Origin of the sequence: Corynebacterium sp. NML 150383 (assembly GCF_002285085.1) — a bacterium.
GTDB lineage: Bacteria > Actinomycetota > Actinomycetes > Mycobacteriales > Mycobacteriaceae > Corynebacterium > Corynebacterium gottingense.
Map to the genome: position 1 here is coordinate 1 of NZ_NSGK01000008.1, position 20,548 is coordinate 20,548.

Here is a 20,548-nt window from a genome sequence, read left to right on the forward strand (position 1 = left end):
TTGGGTGTGTCGGTGGTTGATGGCGGCGGGGAAACGCCCGGTCCCATTCCGAACCCGGAAGCTAAGCCCGCCCGCGCTGATGGTACTGCACTCGGGAGGGTGTGGGAGAGTAGGTTACCGCCGACCCAATAACTATAAATAATTGAATAATTGTGTGTGCGCCCCGGCCCCGGGGGTGGTGGGATCATGTGTTGATCCGCACCGCCCTTTGTGGCCGGGGCGCTTCTCTGTGCGCGTAGCAGGGTGGGGGGAGCCTGGCCCGCCGAGACGCGTAACCTGCCACCGGGGAGTAGCCGTTGTCAGCTGCCGTCTGTGACGGGCATCAATGGCGGCGGCTCGGCCGACCCACGAGGCGTGCGTACTTGGCGCTAGCTCCATCTACGGCTACCGGACACATACGACCAGGGCTTTTACCGGTGAGCCTGGCGTAGATGGCGCTAGCTCCATCTGCGGCCACCAGACGGATGCGACCAGGGTATTTACCGGCGCCACCGTCCAAATGGAGCTAGCTCCATATAACGCAGCCCGCGCCGAAGTCTCACAACCATCGCAGAGCAAGCTGTGGCCGTGCCGGGGGCTTTACTCTGCCACCGCAGAGTAAATGGGGAGCGTGGACCGCCGTGGTGCCTACGCTGTCGCCGCAGAGTGCCACCCGGTTGAACACCCGGGCAAAGGCTAGGCGGACACTCTCTGCCGCGCGATCGCCCGGCGTTGCTGCTGCCCCCCCCGATTCACACGTGCTGGCGGACCGCTTGGCCCAGTGAGGCGTCTATCCGACGAGATCTCCTTGACGAAGATGCGAGACGAGGTCCGTGAATTCGTCACCCCCTTCTCGTCCAACACACAGCTGCCATCAAACACATGGTCTTCTCGTCAAACACACGGAACCACATCACGCCGGACAGCCGAGCCAGCTGCAGGCCGCCCTGAGTCGGCAACCACTCACTCCACCCCGCCACCGCAGAATATGATCTCACCTGCCAGGGGTGCGCCGGCAACTTTCGGTCCCTATCAACACAACAGCCTCGAAAACCACCCCGCGTTAACGGTTCTTGATTATGCTGTGCTCAAACCCCCAGTTCGCCCCCAGTCTGGCAGCAGCAGTGCAGTACAACACAAGGAGACCACGATGAGTGCCCCGAAGATCCGCGCAACGTCCATCGCCCTCGCCGCCTCGCTCGCCGCTGCCGGAGTGGTTGCAGCACCTCTCGAGTCGTCGGCTTCCGAAGTCATCGTCAAGGGGGACAAGTGCACCTTCAACTACTCCGGTGACCTGGGTACTGGCTATACGAAGGTGCGCACCCGTACTATGACGAAGGCTCAGGCGCAGAAGGAGCTCGACCGGATCATCGCTAAGGAGAAGGCCTACCTGGACAAGGGCGGAAAACGCCCTACCACCGGTTCCTCGGAGGGGATTGATGACTACCTCGAGGTAAACGGAGCGGGGTCCTACCTGGCGCCGGGCCTGCGTGCGTGCATCAAGGGGCGCAACCTCTCTTACGACGAGTCTGAGTGGCAATCAGGACTGTTCTACCCTGACGGCTCCCCAATGCCGGCGATGATCCTCTGGCCCACGCTTCTCGCGCTTCTCGTCGTCGGCGGGGTAGTCGGTGCCGCGTGGCCGCAGATCGCGCCGATGCTTCCGGCGAAAGTTACCGCGCTTATTCCGTAGCCGCGCACCACTCCGTTCCATCCGCTAGTATGTGCGAATAGTCAACTAGCTGAAAGGAGTGGCATGGCAGATCAACAGCGCCGCTACACCGAGGTCGAGACGGAGGGGCACCCCGATCTCGACCCGGACTTTCCTCCCTACAACCCTCGGCACGACAGCGAGGCGCTCCTCCTCTCCGCGCTTTTGTGGGCAGGTCAGCGCGGTGATCTCCTGACTGTCAAAGAAGCCCTCAACATCGTCGAGGCGGGAGATTTCTACCGCCCTAACTACGCCAAGATCTTCAGGGCGATCCAGGAGCGTGCCGCGGAGGACCGCCCGACGGACTCGGCGACGGTCATCGCGACGCTGAGCGCCAAGGGCGCGAAAGACGGGATGACTACTCGCGACACCACCGAGCTTATGGCCACGCTCCTCGGCCTCCAGGCGAACGACCTGCTCGCCGCCGAGTACGCGCGCCAGGTCCTCTCGCTGTCGTACCGGCGCCAGTTCCGCCGCATGGTGCAGCGGCTCGCGCAGATCGCGGACGAGGCGCCCGAGGACGAGCTGTTCGCGCAGCTCGTCGCGCAAGGCAAGCAGCAGCGCGCGGCGTGGGAGCGGTTTGCTTATAGGCGCCACCCTGCCCCCGGCAGCCACGCCTCAGCTCGGAACTCCCGTTCCCGGCCGGAGAGCGGGTCGGTGAAGCCGAGGTAGACGGACGTGAGCAGCATCGGTCGGGAGAAGTCTTCGGTGCCGAAGGGGCGAATGGTGGGGTAGATGGGGTCGCCAAGGATTGGGGCACCGGCGGCGCACATCTGGATGCGCAGCTGGTGGGTCTTGCCGGTGACGGGCTCGAGGAGGTAGCTGGCCAGCGGCTCTGGGGTGGAATAGGTGGTGGCGAGGGAGGGGGACAAGGGGGCGTCGATAAGCGAAATCTGCGTGACGTGCGTGGTGGCATTGGGCGTGCCGGGGACGAGCCTGGCGGCGACGTCGCCGGTGACTTTGTGGATGCGGTGGCGCCACGTGGTGGGCGAGATTGGGCGGTGCGGCGCGATGGCGGTGTACTGTTTGCGCACCTCGCGGCGGGCGAAAAGCTCCTGGTAGGGGCCGCGGAGCTCGCGGCGTTTGGTGAAGAGGAGGAGGCCGGACGTCATGAGGTCGAGCCGGTGCGCCGGGGTGAGCTCCTCGTTGCCGGTCGCGCGGCGGAGGCGGACCGTGGCCGTTTCGGTGATGTGGGCGGCGCGCGGCATCGTGGCGAGGAAGGGCGGCTTGTTGATGACGAGGATGTCGTCGTCCTCGAACACTGTCGTGATCCGGTACGGGACCTCGCGCTCCGGGGCGGGGCGGCGGTAGAAGAAGACGTCGGTGCCGGGGGCGAGAACCCGGTCGGCGGCGATGGGCTGGCCGCTGCGCAGCACGACCTCGCCGTCGGCGAAACGGCGGGCTACGGCGTCGGGGGTGTCCTCGGGGTGGCGGTGGCGCTGGCTCGCGATGACTTCCGCGAGGAACTCGAAGGCGGTGAGCGGCGCGTCGGTCTCCGGCACGCGGACGCGGGAAGCGCCGAGGCCGTCGCGCGGGGGCAACGGCGGTGCGAGCGTGCTCTTTTTGCGGGCCATAGTATGTAGTAGCGTATCCGGCATGGACATTGGAGCAATGCTAGACCCAATTTTGCAGTTCTTTTCCGAGGGGATCGGTAAGGGCATCGCTGACCTGTTCAGGTTCCTGTACGAGGTCTTCTTCCCCGCCAACGCGGACGCCGCCGAGAAGGTTGAGATTCCGCAGTAACGGCGACTGCACCCCCGCCACCGCGCTACACTGAGGATATAACCAGTTCCCCAATCGAAAGGGCGGAGGCTATGAGCCGCGAAGAACGAGAAAACCTGGAAGACCGCGAAGACATCGTCGTTGTCGCCGTGGATGGCAGCCCCGCATCGCAGACTGCGGTGCGCTGGGCGGCGAACACCGCCATGAAGCGAGGCATCCCGCTGCGTCTGGCCTCCAGCTACACCATGCCCCAGTTCCTCTACGCGGAGGGTATGGTTCCGCCGCAAGAGCTTTTCGACGATCTCCAGCGCGAAACCCTGAAGAAGATCGACGAGGCCCGCGACATCGCCCTCGAGGTGGCGCCGGACATCAAGATCGGCCACGCCGTCGCCGAGGGCTCCCCGATTGACATGCTGCTGGAGATGTCGCGTAGCTCCACGATGGTGGTCATGGGTTCCCGCGGCCTGGGCGGCCTGTCCGGCATGGTCCTGGGCTCCGTCTCCGGCGCCGTCGTCTCCCACGCGTCCTGCCCGGTCGTGGTGGTGCGCGAGGACAACAACGTCACCGACGCCAACAAGTACGGCCCGGTTGTTGTCGGCGTCGACGGTTCTGAGGTGTCCCGTCGCGCCGTTGAGTACGCCTTTGAGGAAGCGAACGCTCGCAAGGCGGAGCTCGTGGCGGTGCACACCTGGATCGATACGCAGGTGCAGGCGCCGGGCGCCGGTTTCGCCGTGGACGACGACCGCTGGGCGGCCGTGCAAAAGGAAAAGGCCGACAAACTCGAGGAGTACCTGGGCACGCTGCGCGAGCAGTTCCCCAACGTCGAGGTGCGCACCCTCATCACCCGCGACCGTCCGGTCCGAGCGCTGACGGAGGCGGCGGAAGGCGCTCAGCTCCTGGTCACGGGCTCGCACGGCCGCGGTGGCTTCAAGGGCATGCTGCTCGGTTCCACCTCGCGCGCGCTGTTGCAATCTGCTCCGTGCCCGATGATGGTGGTCCGCCCGGAGGAGTAAGGTCTAGCGGTCCTCATATAAGACAGGCATAATGGGAAGGCGAACGAAGGTACGCACGAATACGAAGGGAATTTTCTCACTATGACTCTGTCTATGGGCTTCATCGCCTGGATCATCATCGGCGGCATCGCGGGCTGGATCGCCTCCAAGATGCAGGGCCGCGACGCGCAGATGGGCATCGGCCTGAACATCGTCGTCGGTATCGTCGGCGGCCTCATCGGTGGTTGGGTCCTCGGCCTGTTCGGCGTTGACGTCGCCGGCGCCGGGTTGTTCTTCAGCTTCCTCACCTGCCTGCTGGGCGCGGCGATCCTCCTTGGCATCATCAACGCGGTGACCAACAAGCGCAAGTAGCGCGAGATCACGATTCGCCCCCGGATCGGCCTGCGGCTTACCGCAGCACCACCGGGGGCTTTCGCATGCGCGGGGTGAAAGATATGCCCGGCCGACTGGAATGTACGTACCGGTTTGTCTATATTGAGACCGGACGCAATGACCGGAGGAAGTGAGGACGCAACGTGAGCAGTGGCACGGCGAAAAAGAAGACGACGACTCGTCGCCGCAACCGCCCGAGCCCGCGGCAGCGCCTCCTCGACGCGGCCACGAAACTCTTTACCGAGGAAGGCATCCGCGTCATCGGCATCGACCGGATCCTGCGCGAGGCCGACGTGGCGAAGGCGTCCCTGTACAGCCTGCTCGGCTCCAAGGACAACCTGGTCATCGCCTACCTGGAGCGCTTGGACGAGCAGTACCGGCAGCGGTGGGAGGAGCGCGCGGTCAAAGCGTCGAGCGCGGACGAGAAGGTCCTCGCCTTCTTTGACATGGCCATCGAGGCGGAACCGCAGCGCGAGTTCCGCGGCTCCCCGTTCCTCAACGCGGCGACGGAGTACCCGCGCCCCGACACCGAGTCGGAGCAGCGGATCGTGCAGACCTGCCTGAACCACCGCACCTGGATGCACGACACCATCACGGAGCTGCTGAGCAACAAAAACGGCTACGACTCCTCGAACCAGGCGGACGAGCTGCTCATCTTCCTCGACGGCGGGATGTCGGGCGCGCGCCTGCTGCGCGACGTCGCACCGCTGCGCAAGGCGCGCGACCTGGCGGAAAGCCAGCTCGGCGCGCCGCCCGCGGACTACTCCATCTGATCCTGCTTCTGGCGCTTCTTGTCCCGCGCGAGCTGGCGGCTCGCCTCGTTGCGCGCCTTCTGGAGTGCCTTCCGCTCCTGCTTCTCGCGCGCTTTTTCCTGCTTGCGCTCGCGCTTCTCGGCGCGCAGCTCGCGGGCGATTGCGCCCGCCTCACCCGGGCGGCGCAGCGCGCGCAGGCGCTTCGCGCGGCGCGACCGTGTGCGCTCCTTGCGTGCGGCGCGCAGCTCCTCGGCCTTCTGCTTCGTCTCCGCCCAGAACTCGCGGTGCAGCGCCTCCGCCGGGTAGCGGCGGACCGTCCAGGCCCAGAAAAGGATCGTCTGCGTCATCGTCCACAGGTTGCCCGTGACCCAGTACAGCAGCACCGCGATCGGGACGATACCGGAAAGCCCGGCGGAGATGAGGCTCAGGGCGACGAGCGGAATGGCCCACCACAGCAGGCCGTAGGACTTCCGCGTCATCGCGTTCTCCCAGTCCAGCGTGGAGCGGTTGCGCATCTGCGAGATCGCAAGGTTGGAGCAGGTGAAGATGACGGCGGCGATCACCATGGGCAGGGCCACGGCCCGCACCTGCGCCTCCGTGGTGCCGAGAGCGGCGAGGTGTTCTGGGGGCATGGCCATGTAGGCGGGGAGGGGGGCGTCGAAAAGCGAAGCTGCCCGGAACGTCTCGAGGTCTTGCGGGGTGAGGATGCCGATGGTGTGGTTGTCGCCGTCCGTGGGCACGGCCATCCAGCGCAGCAGGCGGTAGAGGCCGATGAACACCGGGAACTGGATGAGCGCCGGGATGCAGCCGGCGAGCGGGTTGTAGTTGTGCTCGTCCTGGACCTTCTTCATGGCCTGTTTCTCCGCGGCGATGGCCTCCGGCGAGGTGGCGTCGGCGTACTGCGCCTTGATGCGCGCGAGGTGCGGCCTGACCAGGAAGCCGACGCGGCTGATGCGGTATTGCTGCAGCGCAAACGGCATGATGAGCGCGCGGACCGTGACCACGAGGAGGATCACGGAGGCGACCCACGCGGCGGAGGGGCCCATGCCCAGGACGTCTGCAAGCAGCCAGTGCCACAGCTTAATCACCGCAGAGACCGGGTAGACCAACATTTCCAGCATGCTGAGCAAGCGCCCCTTTCGTAGCGTCGTTCGCAGTGCCGCGCGCGAGCGGTCGTGAGTTAATGTTATGCCATGCCCGCAGCCCCTCACCGCATCAGTGCCTCACAGGTCATCGGAGAACTCCTGCTCACCGCAGGCGCCCTCCTCCTCCTGTTCGCGTTCTATGAGTCGTTCTGGACCAACATCGCCTCCGGCGAGAAGCAGCATGAGGCGCAGCAGAAGCTCGAGCTGCAGTGGGGCGAAGGCTGGGTCAACCCGCGCGAGGCGAAAGCGCCGGCGCTTGGCGACGCCTTCGCGCGCATGTACATCCCCGCCTTCGGCCCCGACTACGAGTTCGCCATCATCGAGGGCGTGCAGGAAAAGGAGCTGCTCGTCGGGCCGGGCCGCTACCCGGACACCCAGATGCCCGGTGAGAACGGCAACTTCGCCGTCGCCGGCCACCGCGTGGGCAAGGGCGCGCCCTTCAACGACCTGGGCGGGCTCAAGGCTTGCGACGCCATCGTGGTGGAAACCCAGACCCAGTGGGTGACCTACCGCGTGCTCCCCATGTCGCAGCAGCCGGACGAGCGCCGCGCCGAAACCGCGGACTGCCTGCCGGGCGAGATGAACGAGCGGGTGGCCACCGGCGACTACGGCAAGGTGCAGGGGCGCCACATCACGCTGCCCGGCGACATCGACGTGGTCAACCCGATGCCGGAGACGAAGTCCATGGAGGTGGTGGACGGCATGGAGGGCATCATGACGCTGACCACCTGCCACCCTCAGTTTTCCAACGCGGAGCGCATGGTGGTCCACGCGATGCGCACCGAGGTCCTGCCGAAGAACCCGGAGGGCAACTCCCTCCCGAGCGCGATGTCGGAGGTGAAGTAGCGCATGTACGCATTCCTCTGGCGCAAGTTGCCCGGCAACAGGTGGGTCAAGGCCCTCATCACCGCCGTCGTCCTGGTCGCGGTGTTCTTCCTGCTGATGGAGGTCGTGTTCCCGTGGATCTCGGCGATGATGCCGTACAACGACGTTGCCGTCTAGCGCCGTTGAGCGCCGTTGAGCGCCGTTGAGCGCTGTCTAGTCCGTCCAGCGCGGCACCGGCGGCACCCAGCGCTCAAGCCTGTCCAGCAGCTCGTCCGGGTCGTTCGCGACGACGAGGTGGTCGCGGTCCGTCTGCCGCACGAACCCGTTGTGCACCATGTGATCCACCATGTCCAGCAGCGGCTGCCAGAACTCGCTGCCAAGCAGCCCGATTGGCTTGGAGTGCAGCCCGAGCTGCTGGCTCGTCCATTCCTGGAACAGCTCGTCCAGCGTGCCCGTCCCGCCGGGCAGCGCCACGATCGCGTCGCCCTGCTGGCTCATCATCGCTTTGCGCTCCGCCATCGACCCGACCAGCTCGAGCCGGTCCAGCCCGTCGAACTTGAGCTCGTAGTTGGCCAGCTGCGTGGTGAGCACGCCGAGCGAGGAGCCGCCGCTTGCCGACGCCCCCGCGGCCACCGCTCCCATCACGCCCACCTTGCTCCCGCCGTAGACCAGGGTAGCGCCGCGCCGGGCGAGTGCCTCGCCGAGCAGGCGGCCCTGCTCGAGGTATTCCGGGCGCTTGCCGGGGTTGGCCCCGGCGAAGACGGTGACGGCGCGCAGCCGGCGCGGGCGCAGCGCCGGGAAGATCCGCGAGGCGAGCAGGGGCGCGATCTGCCGGTCGCCGGGCGCCTCCGGGTCGATCCAGGCAGCCTCGGCGATCTCCGCCGCGGGTGCCGGCGCGGCGGGCGGGGCGGGGTGGACGTACACGGTCGAGGTGACGGTGTGCCCCGGCTCGTTCGACGCCTCCGCGCTGAAGCGGCCCAGGTAGCTCAGGCGGGAGCGGTCGACCTCCACGCCGATCTCCTCGCGCGTCTCGCGCAGCGCGGCGTCCAGGGTGCTTTCGCCGGGCTCGAGTTTGCCGCCCGGCAGCTGGTAGCGAGGGCTGGAGTGCTTGCGCACGCACAGCACCCGCCCTTCCGCGTCGCGGAAGACGATTGCGGCGACGATGATCTCTGCGAGTGGCTGGTCTGGGGGCGTTACGTGTTCGGTCACAGGCCCAGGGTAGCGATGACTTGCTCCGCCACGTGTTGTGCCTTCACCGACTCGTCCTGGTTGGTAAACACGGTGACGGCGTGAGAGCCCTTGGCCACCGAGTATGCGGCACCGATCCGGTCGGGGACCTCGCCGCCGCCGTGGCGCCCGCCGTTCCACCCGACCGGCTGGTCCGCGGGTGAGGTGTACGCGATCGGCGTGGCCCAGTCCACCACCTGCATCGCCGCCTCCGGGCTGTCCATGTGGCGCACCACCACCGTCAGCTGCGGCTCCTCCGGGTAGGACCAGAACTGGCAGGCGGGCGTGTCGAAGCGTTCGTCGATGCCCACGCCCGTGACGCGCTGCCCGTTGGTCTGCGCCACCCACTCCGTATCCAGGTAGGGGCAGTCGACCCACCCGTTGCGGTCCGTCGCCGGCAGCGCCTCCACGGGCAGCCCGGAGTCGGGGGCGGCCGCTTCCGTTGGCTCCCCACCCGCGCTGTCCGGGCTGTCCTCGCTACCGCTGCCGCACGCGGCGAGCGCGAGACCGGTTGCCACGAGCACGGGGGTCATCCACACAGTGGGTAGTGTCAAACGCATGAGCTCTAGACTAGCCAGCGCGGCGCAACCGACCGCAGACGTGCCGGACAATAAGGCGCTCGACACCGGCATCACGGTGCTCGCCGTGTGCCTCGTGCTCGTCTCCCTCGGTGCGCTGGCCCGGATGCCGCTGAACCTGGCGCTGCTACAGATCCTCCTGGTCTCCTCCTTCTCCTTCGTTCTGTTCTACGGCATGGTGGAGATGCACCGGTGGGGCCGCTGGATGCGCGGCCTGTGGTGCCTCGCGCTCACTGCGGTGTGGGTCGCGGATATGACTATTTCGCCGGTCGCGGTTTACTGGGTCTTCATCCTCTTCTTCGTCTTCCTCCGCGTCTTCAACAACTGGCGCGGCCTCCTCCTCGTCGCCGCCGGCCTCATCATCTCCGTCCTCATCCAGATCCCGGGCGGGCTCACCCTCGGCGGCGTCCTCGGCCCGGTCCTTTCCGCCGCGGTCGTGGTGGCCATCAACTACGCGTTCACCACCATCGGACGGGTGAGCAAGGAGCGGGAGGCGCTTATCGACGAGCTGCTTTCCACCCGCGACAAACTGGTCGCCACCGAGCGCGCCGCCGGCGTGGCGCAGGAGCGCGAGCGCCTCGCGCACGAGATCCACGACACGGTGGCGCAGAACCTGTCCTCGATCCAGATGCTGCTCCACGCCGCCGAGCGGGACCTCACGGGCCTGGACGTCCCGGCCGAGCAGCTGGAGGCGCCGCTGAAGCGGATGGAGACGGCGCGCCGGGCGGCGTCTAACAACTTGGCGGAGACGCGGGCGATGATCGCGGCGTTGGCGCCGGCCCCGTTGAGTGAGACGTCGTTAAGCGATGCCCTCACCCGCATCGCGGGCGACCTGGAGACGGCGAGCGACATGCGTATTGAGATCGACACGGACGGGGAGGCGCAGCAGCTGCCGATGCGCACCGAGGCCGGGCTGCTGCGGATCGCGCAGGGGGCGATGGCGAACGCGGTGAAGCATTCGGGCGGGACGCGGATGCGGGTGACGCTGACGTACGGAGCCGGGGAGGTGCGCCTGGACGTGGTGGATAACGGCCACGGGTTCGACACGGAGGCGCAGGCGGAGCAGCCCGCGGGGCTGGGGCACCTGGGGCTGGACGCGATGCGCTCGCGCGCCGCGGAGCTGGGCGGGGAGCTGGTGGTGGAGTCCGCGCCGGGTGGACCTACGGCGCTTTCGGTCGCGGTACCGAGTAATGTCAATCAAAAGAATGATGCGGCCAACCGCATCGACGAAGATAAGAACGAGGTGAACGATGATCCGGGTGCTGCTGGCCGATGACCACGAAATTGTGCGGCTCGGGCTGCGCTCCGTGCTCGAGGCGGCGGAGGACATCCGCGTCGTGGGTGAGGTGGCGACCGCCGAGGCCGCAATCGCGACCGCGCAGGCGGGCGGCATCGACGTGATCCTGATGGACCTGCGCTTCGGCGCCGGGTCCGAGGGCGCGCGGGTGACCACGGGCGCGCAGGCGACGGCGGAGATCCGCTCCAGCATGGCGACGCCGCCGAAGGTGCTGGTGGTGACCAACTACGACACGGACGCGGACATCCTGGGAGCGATCGAGGCCGGCGCGGTGGGGTACTTGCTCAAGGACGCGCCGCCGGAGGAGCTGCTCGCCGCGGTGCGCTCCACCGCGCGCGGCGACGCCTCACTGTCGCCGGTCGTGCGCGACAAGCTGGAGACGCGCGACAGGGCGCCGCGGTCCTCGCTTACGCCGCGCGAGCTGGAGGTGCTGCAGCTGGTGGCCGAAGGCTCCTCGAACCGGGAGATCGGCCAGCAGCTCATGCTGTCGGAGGCAACGGTGAAGTCGCACCTGGTGCACATCTACGACAAGCTGGGGGTGCGCTCGCGGACGTCGGCGGTGGCGTCGGCACGCGAGCAGGGGGTGCTGTAACCCCCAAGAGCTCCGAGAGCCCCGAGGCTTAGCGGGACTTCTTGGCGATCTCCGCGCCGAGTGTGTCCAGCTCCTCCTCCACGGTGCCGTACGCCAGGCGGCGCTGCTCCGGGTTGAGGTGCTCCGCGTCGCGCACGTTGCGTGCCAGCTCGTTGAGGCGCACCTTCGCGTCGCCGGAGAAGCCGGAGGGCAGAGCGTCAGCGGACTCGACGGAGGTTCGCAGGGCATCAATACGCGCCTTGAGCTCGGCGCCGCGGCCGGAGTGGCGCGCGAGGTCCTGCGGGTTGACGCCCAGGCCGGCGGCGCGGGAGTTCATGCGGCTCTGCTGGTAGGAGGTGTACGCCTTGTACGCCAGCGGCAGCAGGATGGGCACGAGGATGCGCGACGCGCCGACCCACTGCTTCGCCTTCTTCTGCGTAAAGCCGGTCTGCTCGATGCGCTTCAGGTGCGCCTCGGCCAGCTGCTTCTCGTGCTTGCGCTTGCGCTTCAGGCCCTTCTTCTCTTCCTTGATCAGGCGCTTTTCTGCCTTGTCCAGCAGCTTCGCCGTCTTCTGATCGGCCTTCGCCTGTTCCTTGGCCATCTTGCGGGCGCGCGCCTCGGCGGCCTTGATCTCCGCCTTCGTCCTCGCGCGGGCCTTGCGGATCGCTTCAAAAACTCCCATTGGGGTGGTGCTCCTTGGTCGTGTCGTTTTTCGCTGTCCCGATCTTACCCGCCGTCCAGGTAATGTGGTCCATATTGTGAATGAGCCGTTTCAGGTCCGTCCCGCGGACCTCGTGGGATGCAGGTTCCGGTTGCGCCAGCGTTGGGCGCACCCGGAGATCGGTCCAACCCCGAGCGGCGAGTCCCGGCAGGCGCAGCTCGAGGCCGCCCGCGAACTCGTCTTCGCCGCGCTGCCCACGAAGCGTGCGGTTGGCGACGGCCGCCGGAAAGCCTTCGTCCGCGTCGACCTCCCGCCGGCCACGACCCCTACCGAGCTGCTCAGCCGCGACGCGGAGACGCGGGCGGCGATGCGCCGCGGCGCCCACCTGATCACGCGCGCGGTCCTGTGCGGCACGCTCGAGGGGATCCGCGTGGTGGACGAGATCGACGTGCTCGTGCGCACCGACGACGGCTACCTCCCCGTCATCGTGTCCAACCACCGCGTCGCGCGCAAGGACCCGGAGTCCAGCACGCGGATGGTGCCCACCGGCCGGCTCGGGCTGGGCAAACCGCTCGCGGTGCGCGCCAAGCCGCGCCACCACACCATCGACGGCTACCGCCTCGCCATGGCGGAACTCCTGCTCGGTGAGTCCGCCACCGGCCTCGGCGCGAGCATCGGCCAGGACCGCGAGCGCGCCTACCTCGGCGAGGTCACCCGGTTCGTGCCGCCGATGCTGCGCGCGCTCGGCGCACCGATCCCGGACGAGCCGCTGCGCCTCAAACAGTGCGCGGGCTGCCGGTTCTGGCAGCTCTGCGAGCCGCGCCTGCGCGAGCTCGATGACATCTCGCTCGTCTTCTCCGGCGGCCGGGGCGACGCGTGGCGCGACAAGGGGATCGTCACGGTGCAGGGGCTTATCGACGCCTCCTGCGGCGAGGCGTCGGTAATCGCCCGCTCCTGGCGCGAGGGTATCCCGGTGCTGCGACGCCAAGGGCCGATCCGCGTGCCGCGCGCCGACGTGGAGATCGACGTGGACATGGAGGCGTACCTGGACCAAGGCGCCTACCTGTGGGGCGCGTACGACGGCGCGGTGTACCGCGCGTTCGTCACCTGGGACGACGTGGGCGGCGAGGCCGAGGAACGCAACTTCACGCAGTTCTGGCGCTGGCTGATGGGCGTGCGCGACGCGGCGCACGCGGCGGGCAAGACGTTTGCGGCCTACTGCTACGCGGCGGGCGGCGAGAACCACTGGATGAAGTCATCCGCCAAGCGCTTCGACTCCGTGGAGCTGGCCGAGGTGCAGGCCTTCATCGCTTCCGACGAGTGGGTGGACGTGTTCGCGCACGTGCGCACGCACCTGGTGGGCACCGACGGGCTGGGCCTCAAAGTCCTCGGGCCGGTGGTGGGGTTCACCTGGGAGGACGACGACGTGGACGGCGAGGTCTCCGTGGCGCTGCGCCGCGCAGCGCGGGAGGGCGGCGTCGACGGCGCGGCGGCGCGGGAGACGCTGCTGCGCTACAACGAGGACGACTGCCGGGCCACGCGCGCCGTGCGCGAGTTCCTCGACGCGGGCGCGCCGGGCCTGCCGCTACTCTGAGCGCTTCTCCGCCACGGCGAGCGCGACCGCGATGGCGATGAGCGCGCCCAGCATCGCCGCGAGCACGGCCACGAACCCCGCCCACGGCAGCGCCTCAAACGCTTGGCCCGTCGCCGCCCCCAACAGCGACGATCCCATGTAGTAGCAGAACACGTAGAGGCTCGACGCCTCCGCGCGGTCCTTCTCCGCAATCAGCCCTACCCAGCCGGACGCCGTGGAGTGCAGGGCGAAGAAACTGGCGGTGAAGAGGAGCAGCCCCACCAGCGTGACGATGAGGTTGCCGCTCGACCCGATGAGCGCGCCGGTGAGCATGAGCACCGCGGCGGCGAGCACGACCCGGCCGCGACCGAAGCGGGAGACGAAGCTGCCCGCCCGCGCGCTCGACCACGTGCCGGACAGGTACATCACGTAGGTCAGGCCCGCCAGCGACGGCGCGAGCCCGAAATCATTGATGGCGCGGAACCCGAAAAAGTTGTACATGGACACGAACACGCCCATGGCGATGAACGCGGTGGCGACCAGCCCGACCAGGCGCGGGTTGCGCAGGTGGCCGGCCACGGCGCGGACCTCGGCGCCCGGGCGGATCGACGCCTTCGGGCGGAAGTTGCGCTGCTCCGGCAGCAGGATGGCGGTGGCGACGGCCAGGGCGAGGCTCACCGCGGCGCTCGTGGCCAGCGCCCAGCGCCAGTCGGTGACCTCGAGCATGAACGCCGGGATGAGGCGGCCGGTCAGCCCGCCGACCGAGGTGCCCGCGATGTAGAGCCCCATCGCGCCGGCGAGGTCGCGCTCGTCCAGCTCCTCCGACAGCCACGCCATCGCCACCGCGGGCGTGCCCGCGAGCAGCGCTCCCTGGAGCGAGCGCAGCACCACGAGCTGCTCGATGCTCTGCGCCAGCGGCAACGTCAGCCCGAGCGCGGTGGCGGCGAGCGCGGAGATGACCAGTACGCGGCCGCGCCCGAACTTCTCCGACAGGATCGACGCCGGCACCACGCACACCGCGAGCGCGCCCGTCGCGGCGGACACGGTGAGCGCGGCGGTGGACGGGTCGATCCCCATCTCGCGCGTGAGCGTGGGCAGCAGCGCCTGCGTGGCGTAGAGCGAGGAGAAGATCGCCAGGCCGACGAGGAGCATGCCTATCGACGCTCTGCGATACTCAATCGTGCCCTTCCTCATAAGGACTTATGGTCCACCTTTTTGCGCGCTCCCGCAACGGTTTCGCCGGATTTCCTGTGGCGTGCCCATAAAAAACCGCGCCGGCCACGCGGGTGCGTGGTCGGCGCGGGGTGCGGCGTCTTACTCGGGCCTTACTAGGACCTTACTTGGACGCAGCTGCGAGGCGCTCGTTGACGTCGTCCCAGTTGACGACGTTCCACCAAGCCTTGACGTAATCAGCCTTGACGTTCTTGTACTGCAGGTAGAACGCGTGCTCCCACATGTCCAGCATGAGGACCGGGGTGAAGTCAACGGAGATGTTGCCCTGCTGGTCGGTCAGTTGCTGGATGATCAGGCGGCCAGCGATGTGGTCGTAGCCCAGGACGGCCCAGCCGGAGCCCTGCAGGCCGGTGGCGACGCCAGCGAACTGCTTCTGGAATGCCTCGAAAGAACCGAAGTCGCGGTCGATGGTCTCGGCGATTGCGCCGGTCGGGTTGCCGCCAGCGTTCGATGCCATGTTCTTCCAGAAGATGGAGTGGTTGGTGTGGCCACCCAGGTTGAACGCGAGGTTCTTGGACAGCGCGCGCAGCTTGTCCGGGTTTGCCTCGCCGTTGCGCTCAGCCTCGAGGGCCTCGAGCGCAGCGTTCGCGCCAGCGACGTAAGTTGCGTGGTGCTTGTCGTGGTGCAGCTCCATAATCTCCTTGGAGATGTGGGGCTCAAGCGCGTCGTATGCGTACGGGAGTTCCGGAAGCTCGTAAACAGCCATTGTGCTAAATCCTTTCGTCAACTTGTGATGACGTGCCCCATAGTAGACAAAAACTCATTTCGTGCAATGAAAATATCCGTGGAATTTCCGGGGCCCAATTGTTAGTTATTAGACACATGGGATTCCTTTTTGCACTGACACCTGAGCTCGTTCCGGACGACCAGACGCTGCCCGGCCGCGCGGAGCCGCTGCTGCCAAACCCCCAGCCGCACGCCGTGCTGGGCACCCCGATTACCGGGCCGTGGAAGCCGGAGCAGCGCCGCTTGCGCATCGCCATTGGCTGCTTCTGGGGCGTGGAGAAGATGTTCTGGGAGCTCGACGGGGTGGAGTCCACCTCCGCGGGCTACGCCGGCGGGCAGACCCCCAACCCCACCTACGCCGAGGTGTGCGGCGGCAGGACCAACCACGCGGAGACCGTCGAGGTGGTCTACGACCCGGAAACGATCAGCCTGAAGGACCTGGTGCGCACCGCGCTCGAGGCGCACGACCCCACGCAGGGCTACCGCCAGGGCAACGACCACGGCACCCAGTACCGCTCCGCCTTCTACCCGGACACGGAAGAGGAAGCGGAACAGATCCGGCAGTGGTGCGACGAGTACGGCCGCCAGCTCAAGGAGGCCGGCTACGGGGACATGACCACCGAGGTCCGCGCGGACGTGGACTACTACCTGGCGGAGGAACAGCACCAGCAGTACCTGCACAAGGTGCCCAACGGCTACTGCCCGCACCACTCCACGGGCGTCGCCTGCGGGATCTAAGCGCGCAGCTTCGTCGCGTCCGCCGCAATCCACCGGTTGATGCGCTCCAGCTCGGCGTTGGTGAGCCCGCCGTCGAGCACCTTGTTCCACGCCGCGACGGTCTCGGCGTGGTAGTTGTGCCCGTGCGGGGCGGCGAAGTCCTTGGAGTTGATCTGGTCGATACCCACCTGCCAGAAGGTGACAAACGGCCACCAGCGCAGCGTGTCCAGCACGTCTAAGTGCTGGGCGGCGGGGGCGGGGACCCCGCGCGATCCGGGCTCCTTGAGCCAGTCGGGGGCCCGCCACAGCAGGCTCCAGTCCCACCACACGATGGGGTCCGAGGCGTGTTGGGCGAAGACGGCGCGGGGGAACTCCCACGGGGCGTCGTACTCGTTGCCCGCATAGTCGTGGTCCAGGTGGTCGGGGTGGGAGATGAAGCGGAAGTGGCGGCCGCCGTCCACGACGGGGAGGCGCTGTGGGCTGCCCTCTTCGCGCCGTCGCGTCAGCGCCGCGTGGGCGGCGCAGAACGCCGGCGCCCCCGTGAACACGCCGCCGGAGGTGCGGGCGAGCAGCTCCTCGGGTGCGTGGAAGGCGTCGGCGACGCCGTAAGCGCCGAGGGACTCTCCGCCGACGTAGAGCTTGGGCTGGCGGTGGGCGTCGAGAAGCGAAATGCGCTCGGAGATCGCATTGATGAGGATGCGGGAGGACTGGACGGCGGATTCGCGGTCCGCCATGTAGGAGTAGAGCGACGGGACGTAGGAGTACTGCATGGCCACGATGGCGCAGTCGCCGCGCGCGACGAACTCGAAGCCGGAGGTGTGGAAGTCATTGATCCAGCCGGTGCCGGCGGCGGAGAGGACCGCGATGTGGCGGCGCGACCAGGCGTCGGTGCGGTCCATCTCGCGCAGGGCGGCGGCGGCCATCTCTTCGTAGGAGCGGCTGCGGTTGCCGTCGCGAAGCGCGATGAAGATGCGGATCGGCTCCTTGACCTTGTCGGGGGATTCGCCCAGGACCAGACCGATGTCGCGCTTGCGCGGCCCGCCCGCGACCACCGCGCGGCCCTGGCGGCCCATCCTGCGCCACGCCTCGCCGGACGCGGGCGAGCCCGTGCGCTCCGGCTCGCGCGGCTGCGCGGCGCCCGGGAGGAACTGCCGGTTAAGCTCTTCCGCCTCCTTGTACACGTTGGAGAGGAAGTTGCGCACCACCAGGCGATCCGTGAACAGGTAGGCGCCCGCGCCCACCGCGAGAATTGCCAGCGGCCACGAGGTCACGGGCGGGAGACGGCGGCCGAAGACGGCGTTGATGCGGTCGACGGAGGTCTGCAGGGCCTCGCCAAGCAGCAGCGTCGCGCCGTACCCCAGCGTGCCCACCGCCAGGCCGGCCACCGTGTCGGCCGCCCGCACCGGGCGCGGGTTCTCCACCAGCCGCTCCTGCCGGGCATGCACGCTTAACGACGCCCCGTAGGCCGCCATCGTCATCGAGCTCATCACAATGCGCGCCGGGTTGGCGTGACGCCCCCGCGGCCCGCTCGTCCCGCAGGCGCGCGCGACGCTGCCCACGCCCGAGCCGATCATGTGCCCGACGGCCTGGCAGATCGCCACGTTCGCGGCGGTGGTCCACCAGCGGCGGGGCAGCAGCGAGGGCGCGACCGCGCCCCACGAGGCGATCTCCGCGCCGATCACCCCGGAGCGGAAGTTGTTGGGCAGGCGGCGCAGGCCCTGCAGGCGGACGATGGGGGAGAGGTCCGCGAGGATTTCCACGGCGGCGAGCGGGGCGGCCAGCACGCCGTGGCGGTCGAAGCTGTACCGGCCGCGGGCGCGCCGCACGGCCCGACGCGCCGAGTCGATACCGGCGGTGAGGCGGGAAAGGGGCGCGGTGGCGTCGATAAGCTTGGGTGTGCCCATGCCCAGCATTATGACAAAGTTTCTCCGGTCGCGCGGGGGCGCAACCCGTTGTAGGTTTGGGCACTGTGAGGCAGACGAACATTGTTGCGCACCGCGGATTTTCCGGCATGTACCCCGAGCTGACCAGGCGAGCGTTTGAGGAAGCGCTGAAGCTCCCCATCCACGGCATCGAGTGCGACGTGCGCCTCTCGCGCGACGGCAAGCTCGTCGTCTTCCACGACGCGAACGTTTCGCGCACCACGAACGGGCGCGGGCGCGTCGACTGCATGGACTACGCGCAGCTGCGCGAGCTGAACTGCGGCACCGACGAGGACCCGCAGCAGATCATGCTGCTGGAGGAGCTGCTGGAGCTCATGCAGGACTACCCGGACAAGCACCTCTACATCGAGACGAAGCACCCCACCCTCTACGGGCCCGAGGTGGACGAGCAGACGCTGCGCGTGCTCACCTACGCGGGGCTGCTGCACAGCGAGCGCATCCACATCATCTCCTTCTCCCACAAGGCGGTGCGCTACTTCACGCACATGGCGCCGCAGCTGGAGACCTACTACCTGTTCCGCGTGCGCGAGAAGCGGTGGAACCCGCGCGGCACCATGCTGTCGCGCCCGTACGGCGTCGGCCCGTCCATCCAGCACCTGCAGGCGCGGCAGCAGCTGGTCGGGCTGCGCGGGCTGAAGACGTACACGTGGACCGTGAACACGCCGCGGCAGATGATGTGGTGCCGTGACCACAACGTGGACGTCCTGGCCACCGACCTGCCCAACCTGGCGCTGGAGACGTTCGCGCGCGCGGACGCCACGAGCGTGCCCGCCCCGGCACCTGCGAGTTAAGGAGACTCCATGGATTCCAACATTCCCGGCATCGTCGCGCACCGCGGATTCAACGGCTGCTACCCGGAGAACACGCGCCGCGCCTTCGAGGAGGCGCTCAAGCTGGACATCTACGGCATCGAGTGCGACGTGAACATGACGAAGGACGGCCAGGCCGTGGTGATCCACGACCTCTCCGTGGACCGCACCGCCATGACCGCCGACGGCGAGCGCGCCACCGGCGAGGTCGCGGAGCTGACGCTGGAGGAGATCCGCCAGCTCAACTTCGGCACTCCGGAGGACCCGCAGCAGATCATGCTGCTCAGCGAGCTGCTCGACCTCCTCGCCCAGTACCCGGGAAAGCACCTGCTCATTGAAACGAAGCACCCGTCCCCGTTCGGCGCCGAGCTGGACGAGGAGGTCGCGCGGGTCGTGCGCGCGCACGGCATGGACACCGGCGAGCAGGTGCACCTCATCTCCTTCAACCCGGAGGCCATCGAGCGCTTCCGCGAGCTGCTGCCTGAGCTGCGCTCCTTTGCCCTGATGAGCCCGACCGAGCCGCTGCCGGTGGACTTCGGCCAGGCCACGGGCCCAGGTCCGTCCGTGCGCCAGGCGCAGGCGGAGCCGGAGGCGCTCGGCGCGGCCGACCAGCCGTCCTACGTGTGGACCGTCAACCTGCCGCGCGAGATGCAGTGGTGCCGCGCCCGCGGGGTGGACCTCATGGCCACGGACCTGCCGCAGCTCGCGCTGGAAACGTTCGCGGGCGAGTAGCGCGCTTCCGGTAGATTTGACCGCATGGCTAAGAAGAAGCGTAAGAAGCAAGAGGACCTGCCCGAGGGCATGAGCCGCCGCCAGGCCAAGATGGCCGCGCGCGCGAAGGAGCGCGAGGCGCTGCAGAAGGATCCCCGCCCGTTCGGCGGGCTCGCCGCTGAGGCCGAGCTGATCGCGCTGCAGGAGTTCGTGCCGTCGGCAAGCGCGAAGTTCCAGGTCAAGGGCGAGGACGTCACCGTGGCCACCGTGCTGCCGGGCGCGGCCGCGGCAATGGTGCGCGAGAGCGGCGAGCGGCTCGTGGCCCTGCAGGTCGGCGCGCACTCGCAGAACCCCGGCCGCGACCTCGCGTACGCGCTGAGCTGGGTGCTCGAGGCGAAGCCGGGCGAGACGCTCCAGTCCACCGCCGCCGACGGGAGCCAGCCGGAGCTCAAGGCGCTTATTGACGCCACCTTCACCCCCGAGATCACCGTCCACAACGACTTCAACTGGTGGTTCGCCGAGGGCGAGGACGTCCCCGCGCAGCTGCGGCAGGCGATGAACCAGGCGAACGGCGCTGTGTGGCCGTCCGCCGAGGTCAACGCGGGCGTGCCGGGCGCCGTGTGGTGGGTCAACCCGGGCGGCGGGAAGGCGCACATCCGCTGGATCCGCACGGAGGACAACGAGTCGCAGGTGCTCAACGCGCTCGCGCGCATCGCCGCGAAGGGTGAGCTGGTGCTGGGCGAGGGCACGAAGTTCGCGGGCGCGTTCCGCACCCACGGCGTGGTCGTGCCGGTGTGGGACCTGGACCCGGAGGTCGCTCCGGAGTCCTACGCGGAGGCGCTCAAGGATCTGAACGCGAAGCTGGAGGCGGAGCTGGGCAACGACGCGCAGCTCACCGCCGCCGAGCGCAAGCAGCTGGACAACATCAAGTCGCGCCAGGTGACCATCTAAACCCAGCTGAAAGACAGTTGTCGCGCAGAGCT

General features: G+C 68.1%; 23 protein-coding genes and 1 rRNA gene. 16 read left to right on the plus strand and 8 right to left on the minus strand.

Annotation, left to right across the window (positions count from 1 at the left end; all coding sequences use genetic code 11):
• Positions 1 to 8 precede the first annotated feature (8 nt).
• The 3 genes from rrf to CKJ85_RS08570 all read left to right on the plus strand — a co-directional run bounded on the left by rrf (position 9) and on the right by CKJ85_RS08570 (position 2,362).
• Positions 9 to 126, plus strand: a 5S ribosomal RNA gene (rrf, locus tag CKJ85_RS08560).
• Positions 127 to 1,129: 1,003 nt separating this feature from the next.
• Positions 1,130 to 1,672, plus strand: a complete 543-nt coding sequence (locus tag CKJ85_RS08565) for a hypothetical protein (protein WP_095554072.1) — start codon at positions 1,130 to 1,132, stop codon at positions 1,670 to 1,672.
• Between the two features lie 63 nt (positions 1,673 to 1,735).
• Positions 1,736 to 2,362 carry a DnaB-like helicase N-terminal domain-containing protein gene (locus CKJ85_RS08570; RefSeq protein ID WP_095537420.1) on the plus strand — a complete coding sequence of 209 codons (627 nt, stop codon included), beginning with the start codon at positions 1,736 to 1,738 and terminating at the stop codon, positions 2,360 to 2,362.
• On the opposite strand, the gene CKJ85_RS08575 is transcribed toward CKJ85_RS08570, so the two are convergent.
• Positions 2,275 to 3,351 (minus strand): pseudouridine synthase, encoded by a 1,077-nt coding sequence (locus CKJ85_RS08575; RefSeq protein ID WP_369825033.1) that lies wholly within the window; start codon positions 3,349 to 3,351, stop codon positions 2,275 to 2,277. The genes CKJ85_RS08570 and CKJ85_RS08575 overlap by 88 nt on opposite strands.
• Here CKJ85_RS08575 and CKJ85_RS12120 point away from each other — a divergent pair.
• The 4 genes from CKJ85_RS12120 to CKJ85_RS08590 all read left to right on the plus strand — a co-directional run bounded on the left by CKJ85_RS12120 (position 3,287) and on the right by CKJ85_RS08590 (position 5,570).
• Positions 3,287 to 3,433, plus strand: a complete 147-nt coding sequence (locus CKJ85_RS12120) for a hypothetical protein (RefSeq protein WP_165765395.1) — start codon at positions 3,287 to 3,289, stop codon at positions 3,431 to 3,433. The genes CKJ85_RS08575 and CKJ85_RS12120 overlap by 65 nt on opposite strands.
• Positions 3,434 to 3,504: 71 nt before the next feature.
• Positions 3,505 to 4,425 (plus strand): universal stress protein, encoded by a 921-nt coding sequence (locus CKJ85_RS08580; RefSeq protein ID WP_095554073.1) that lies wholly within the window; start codon positions 3,505 to 3,507, stop codon positions 4,423 to 4,425.
• An 81-nt stretch (positions 4,426 to 4,506) separates the two neighbouring features.
• A complete protein-coding gene (locus CKJ85_RS08585; protein ID WP_095535964.1) occupies positions 4,507 to 4,776 on the plus strand; it encodes a GlsB/YeaQ/YmgE family stress response membrane protein in 270 nt (89 codons plus the stop codon).
• A 164-nt stretch (positions 4,777 to 4,940) separates the two neighbouring features.
• On the plus strand, positions 4,941 to 5,570 hold the full coding sequence (locus CKJ85_RS08590; RefSeq protein WP_095278863.1) for a TetR/AcrR family transcriptional regulator: 630 nt from the start codon (positions 4,941 to 4,943) through the stop codon (positions 5,568 to 5,570).
• Here CKJ85_RS08590 and yidC read toward each other — a convergent pair.
• On the minus strand, positions 5,558 to 6,670 hold the full coding sequence (gene yidC / locus CKJ85_RS08595; RefSeq protein ID WP_095554074.1) for a membrane protein insertase YidC: 1,113 nt from the start codon (positions 6,668 to 6,670) through the stop codon (positions 5,558 to 5,560). The genes CKJ85_RS08590 and yidC overlap by 13 nt on opposite strands.
• A gap of 72 nt (positions 6,671 to 6,742) precedes the next feature.
• Here yidC and CKJ85_RS08600 point away from each other — a divergent pair, with 72 nt between their 5' ends.
• Positions 6,743 to 7,540 (plus strand): class E sortase, encoded by a 798-nt coding sequence (locus CKJ85_RS08600; protein ID WP_095554075.1) that lies wholly within the window; start codon positions 6,743 to 6,745, stop codon positions 7,538 to 7,540.
• 3 nt (positions 7,541 to 7,543) lie between these two features.
• The gene (locus tag CKJ85_RS12125) at positions 7,544 to 7,696 is read left to right on the plus strand and encodes a hypothetical protein (protein WP_095554076.1); all 153 of its coding nucleotides are present in this window, start codon (positions 7,544 to 7,546) and stop codon (positions 7,694 to 7,696) included.
• Between the two features lie 36 nt (positions 7,697 to 7,732).
• Here the strand turns inward: CKJ85_RS12125 and CKJ85_RS08610 are convergent, their stop codons facing one another.
• Together CKJ85_RS08610 and CKJ85_RS08615 are read right to left on the minus strand one after the other, a co-directional pair.
• Complete coding sequence (locus CKJ85_RS08610) at positions 7,733 to 8,728, minus strand: TIGR00730 family Rossman fold protein (RefSeq protein WP_095554077.1); 996 nt, start codon at positions 8,726 to 8,728, stop codon at positions 7,733 to 7,735.
• Positions 8,725 to 9,306 carry a DUF2020 domain-containing protein gene (locus CKJ85_RS08615; protein WP_095554078.1) on the minus strand — a complete coding sequence of 194 codons (582 nt, stop codon included), beginning with the start codon at positions 9,304 to 9,306 and terminating at the stop codon, positions 8,725 to 8,727. The genes CKJ85_RS08610 and CKJ85_RS08615 overlap by 4 nt, the downstream gene beginning before the upstream one ends.
• On the opposite strand from CKJ85_RS08615, the gene CKJ85_RS08620 reads away from it, so the two are divergent.
• Positions 9,305 to 10,600, plus strand: coding sequence for a sensor histidine kinase (locus CKJ85_RS08620; RefSeq protein WP_095554079.1), 1,296 nt, complete (start codon positions 9,305 to 9,307; stop codon positions 10,598 to 10,600). The genes CKJ85_RS08615 and CKJ85_RS08620 overlap by 2 nt on opposite strands.
• Positions 10,575 to 11,213, plus strand: coding sequence for a response regulator transcription factor (locus CKJ85_RS08625; protein ID WP_095278870.1), 639 nt, complete (start codon positions 10,575 to 10,577; stop codon positions 11,211 to 11,213). Before CKJ85_RS08620 ends, CKJ85_RS08625 begins: the two co-directional genes overlap by 26 nt.
• Before the next feature lie 28 nt (positions 11,214 to 11,241).
• On the opposite strand, the gene CKJ85_RS08630 is transcribed toward CKJ85_RS08625, so the two are convergent.
• A complete protein-coding gene (locus tag CKJ85_RS08630; protein WP_095554080.1) occupies positions 11,242 to 11,874 on the minus strand; it encodes a DUF6474 family protein in 633 nt (210 codons plus the stop codon).
• A 76-nt stretch (positions 11,875 to 11,950) separates the two neighbouring features.
• Here CKJ85_RS08630 and CKJ85_RS08635 point away from each other — a divergent pair, with 76 nt between their 5' ends.
• The gene (locus CKJ85_RS08635) at positions 11,951 to 13,447 is read left to right on the plus strand and encodes a TM0106 family RecB-like putative nuclease (RefSeq protein ID WP_233127010.1); all 1,497 of its coding nucleotides are present in this window, start codon (positions 11,951 to 11,953) and stop codon (positions 13,445 to 13,447) included.
• Here the strand turns inward: CKJ85_RS08635 and CKJ85_RS08640 are convergent.
• Positions 13,439 to 14,620 carry an MFS transporter gene (locus CKJ85_RS08640; protein WP_233127011.1) on the minus strand — a complete coding sequence of 394 codons (1,182 nt, stop codon included), beginning with the start codon at positions 14,618 to 14,620 and terminating at the stop codon, positions 13,439 to 13,441. The genes CKJ85_RS08635 and CKJ85_RS08640 overlap by 9 nt on opposite strands.
• Before the next feature lie 142 nt (positions 14,621 to 14,762).
• Positions 14,763 to 15,365 carry a superoxide dismutase gene (locus tag CKJ85_RS08645; protein WP_095546267.1) on the minus strand — a complete coding sequence of 201 codons (603 nt, stop codon included), beginning with the start codon at positions 15,363 to 15,365 and terminating at the stop codon, positions 14,763 to 14,765.
• Between the two features lie 116 nt (positions 15,366 to 15,481).
• Between CKJ85_RS08645 and msrA the strand changes: the two genes are divergently transcribed.
• Positions 15,482 to 16,123, plus strand: a complete 642-nt coding sequence (gene msrA, locus CKJ85_RS08650; protein ID WP_095546266.1) for a peptide-methionine (S)-S-oxide reductase MsrA — start codon at positions 15,482 to 15,484, stop codon at positions 16,121 to 16,123.
• Here msrA and CKJ85_RS08655 read toward each other — a convergent pair.
• Entirely contained in the window at positions 16,120 to 18,006 is a 1,887-nt protein-coding gene (locus CKJ85_RS08655; RefSeq protein WP_095547948.1) for an alpha/beta-hydrolase family protein, read from the minus strand. The two genes, msrA and CKJ85_RS08655, sit on opposite strands and share 4 nt — an antisense overlap.
• 65 nt (positions 18,007 to 18,071) lie before the next feature.
• Between CKJ85_RS08655 and CKJ85_RS08660 the strand changes: the two genes are divergently transcribed.
• The 3 genes from CKJ85_RS08660 to CKJ85_RS08670 are packed head-to-tail and all read left to right on the plus strand — an operon-like array spanning position 18,072 to position 20,516.
• On the plus strand, positions 18,072 to 18,836 hold the full coding sequence (locus CKJ85_RS08660) for a glycerophosphodiester phosphodiesterase family protein (protein WP_233127012.1): 765 nt from the start codon (positions 18,072 to 18,074) through the stop codon (positions 18,834 to 18,836).
• A 9-nt stretch (positions 18,837 to 18,845) separates the two neighbouring features.
• The gene (locus CKJ85_RS08665; RefSeq protein WP_095554083.1) at positions 18,846 to 19,586 is read left to right on the plus strand and encodes a glycerophosphodiester phosphodiesterase family protein; all 741 of its coding nucleotides are present in this window, start codon (positions 18,846 to 18,848) and stop codon (positions 19,584 to 19,586) included.
• A gap of 24 nt (positions 19,587 to 19,610) precedes the next feature.
• Positions 19,611 to 20,516 (plus strand): DUF5926 family protein, encoded by a 906-nt coding sequence (locus CKJ85_RS08670; protein WP_095554084.1) that lies wholly within the window; start codon positions 19,611 to 19,613, stop codon positions 20,514 to 20,516.
• Positions 20,517 to 20,548 lie beyond the last annotated feature (32 nt).

Coding starts and splice junctions, on each gene's coding strand:
- CKJ85_RS08655 (WP_095547948.1), bottom strand. CDS start 18,006: ATGGGCACACCCAAGCTTATCGACGCCACCGCGCCCCTTTCCCGCCTC.
- CKJ85_RS12125 (WP_095554076.1), top strand. CDS start 7,544: ATGTACGCATTCCTCTGGCGCAAGTTGCCCGGCAACAGGTGGGTCAAG.
- CKJ85_RS08615 (WP_095554078.1), bottom strand. CDS start 9,306: ATGCGTTTGACACTACCCACTGTGTGGATGACCCCCGTGCTCGTGGCA.
- CKJ85_RS08645 (WP_095546267.1), bottom strand. CDS start 15,365: ATGGCTGTTTACGAGCTTCCGGAACTCCCGTACGCATACGACGCGCTT.
- CKJ85_RS08565 (WP_095554072.1), top strand. CDS start 1,130: ATGAGTGCCCCGAAGATCCGCGCAACGTCCATCGCCCTCGCCGCCTCG.
- CKJ85_RS08640 (WP_233127011.1), bottom strand. CDS start 14,620: ATGAGGAAGGGCACGATTGAGTATCGCAGAGCGTCGATAGGCATGCTC.
- CKJ85_RS08625 (WP_095278870.1), top strand. CDS start 10,575: ATGATCCGGGTGCTGCTGGCCGATGACCACGAAATTGTGCGGCTCGGG.
- CKJ85_RS08630 (WP_095554080.1), bottom strand. CDS start 11,874: ATGGGAGTTTTTGAAGCGATCCGCAAGGCCCGCGCGAGGACGAAGGCG.
- CKJ85_RS08580 (WP_095554073.1), top strand. CDS start 3,505: ATGAGCCGCGAAGAACGAGAAAACCTGGAAGACCGCGAAGACATCGTC.
- CKJ85_RS08670 (WP_095554084.1), top strand. CDS start 19,611: ATGGCTAAGAAGAAGCGTAAGAAGCAAGAGGACCTGCCCGAGGGCATG.
- CKJ85_RS08570 (WP_095537420.1), top strand. CDS start 1,736: ATGGCAGATCAACAGCGCCGCTACACCGAGGTCGAGACGGAGGGGCAC.
- CKJ85_RS08575 (WP_369825033.1), bottom strand. CDS start 3,351: ATGCCCTTACCGATCCCCTCGGAAAAGAACTGCAAAATTGGGTCTAGC.
- CKJ85_RS12120 (WP_165765395.1), top strand. CDS start 3,287: ATGGACATTGGAGCAATGCTAGACCCAATTTTGCAGTTCTTTTCCGAG.
- CKJ85_RS08620 (WP_095554079.1), top strand. CDS start 9,305: ATGAGCTCTAGACTAGCCAGCGCGGCGCAACCGACCGCAGACGTGCCG.
- msrA (WP_095546266.1), top strand. CDS start 15,482: ATGGGATTCCTTTTTGCACTGACACCTGAGCTCGTTCCGGACGACCAG.
- CKJ85_RS08585 (WP_095535964.1), top strand. CDS start 4,507: ATGACTCTGTCTATGGGCTTCATCGCCTGGATCATCATCGGCGGCATC.
- CKJ85_RS08665 (WP_095554083.1), top strand. CDS start 18,846: ATGGATTCCAACATTCCCGGCATCGTCGCGCACCGCGGATTCAACGGC.
- yidC (WP_095554074.1), bottom strand. CDS start 6,670: ATGCTGGAAATGTTGGTCTACCCGGTCTCTGCGGTGATTAAGCTGTGG.
- CKJ85_RS08600 (WP_095554075.1), top strand. CDS start 6,743: ATGCCCGCAGCCCCTCACCGCATCAGTGCCTCACAGGTCATCGGAGAA.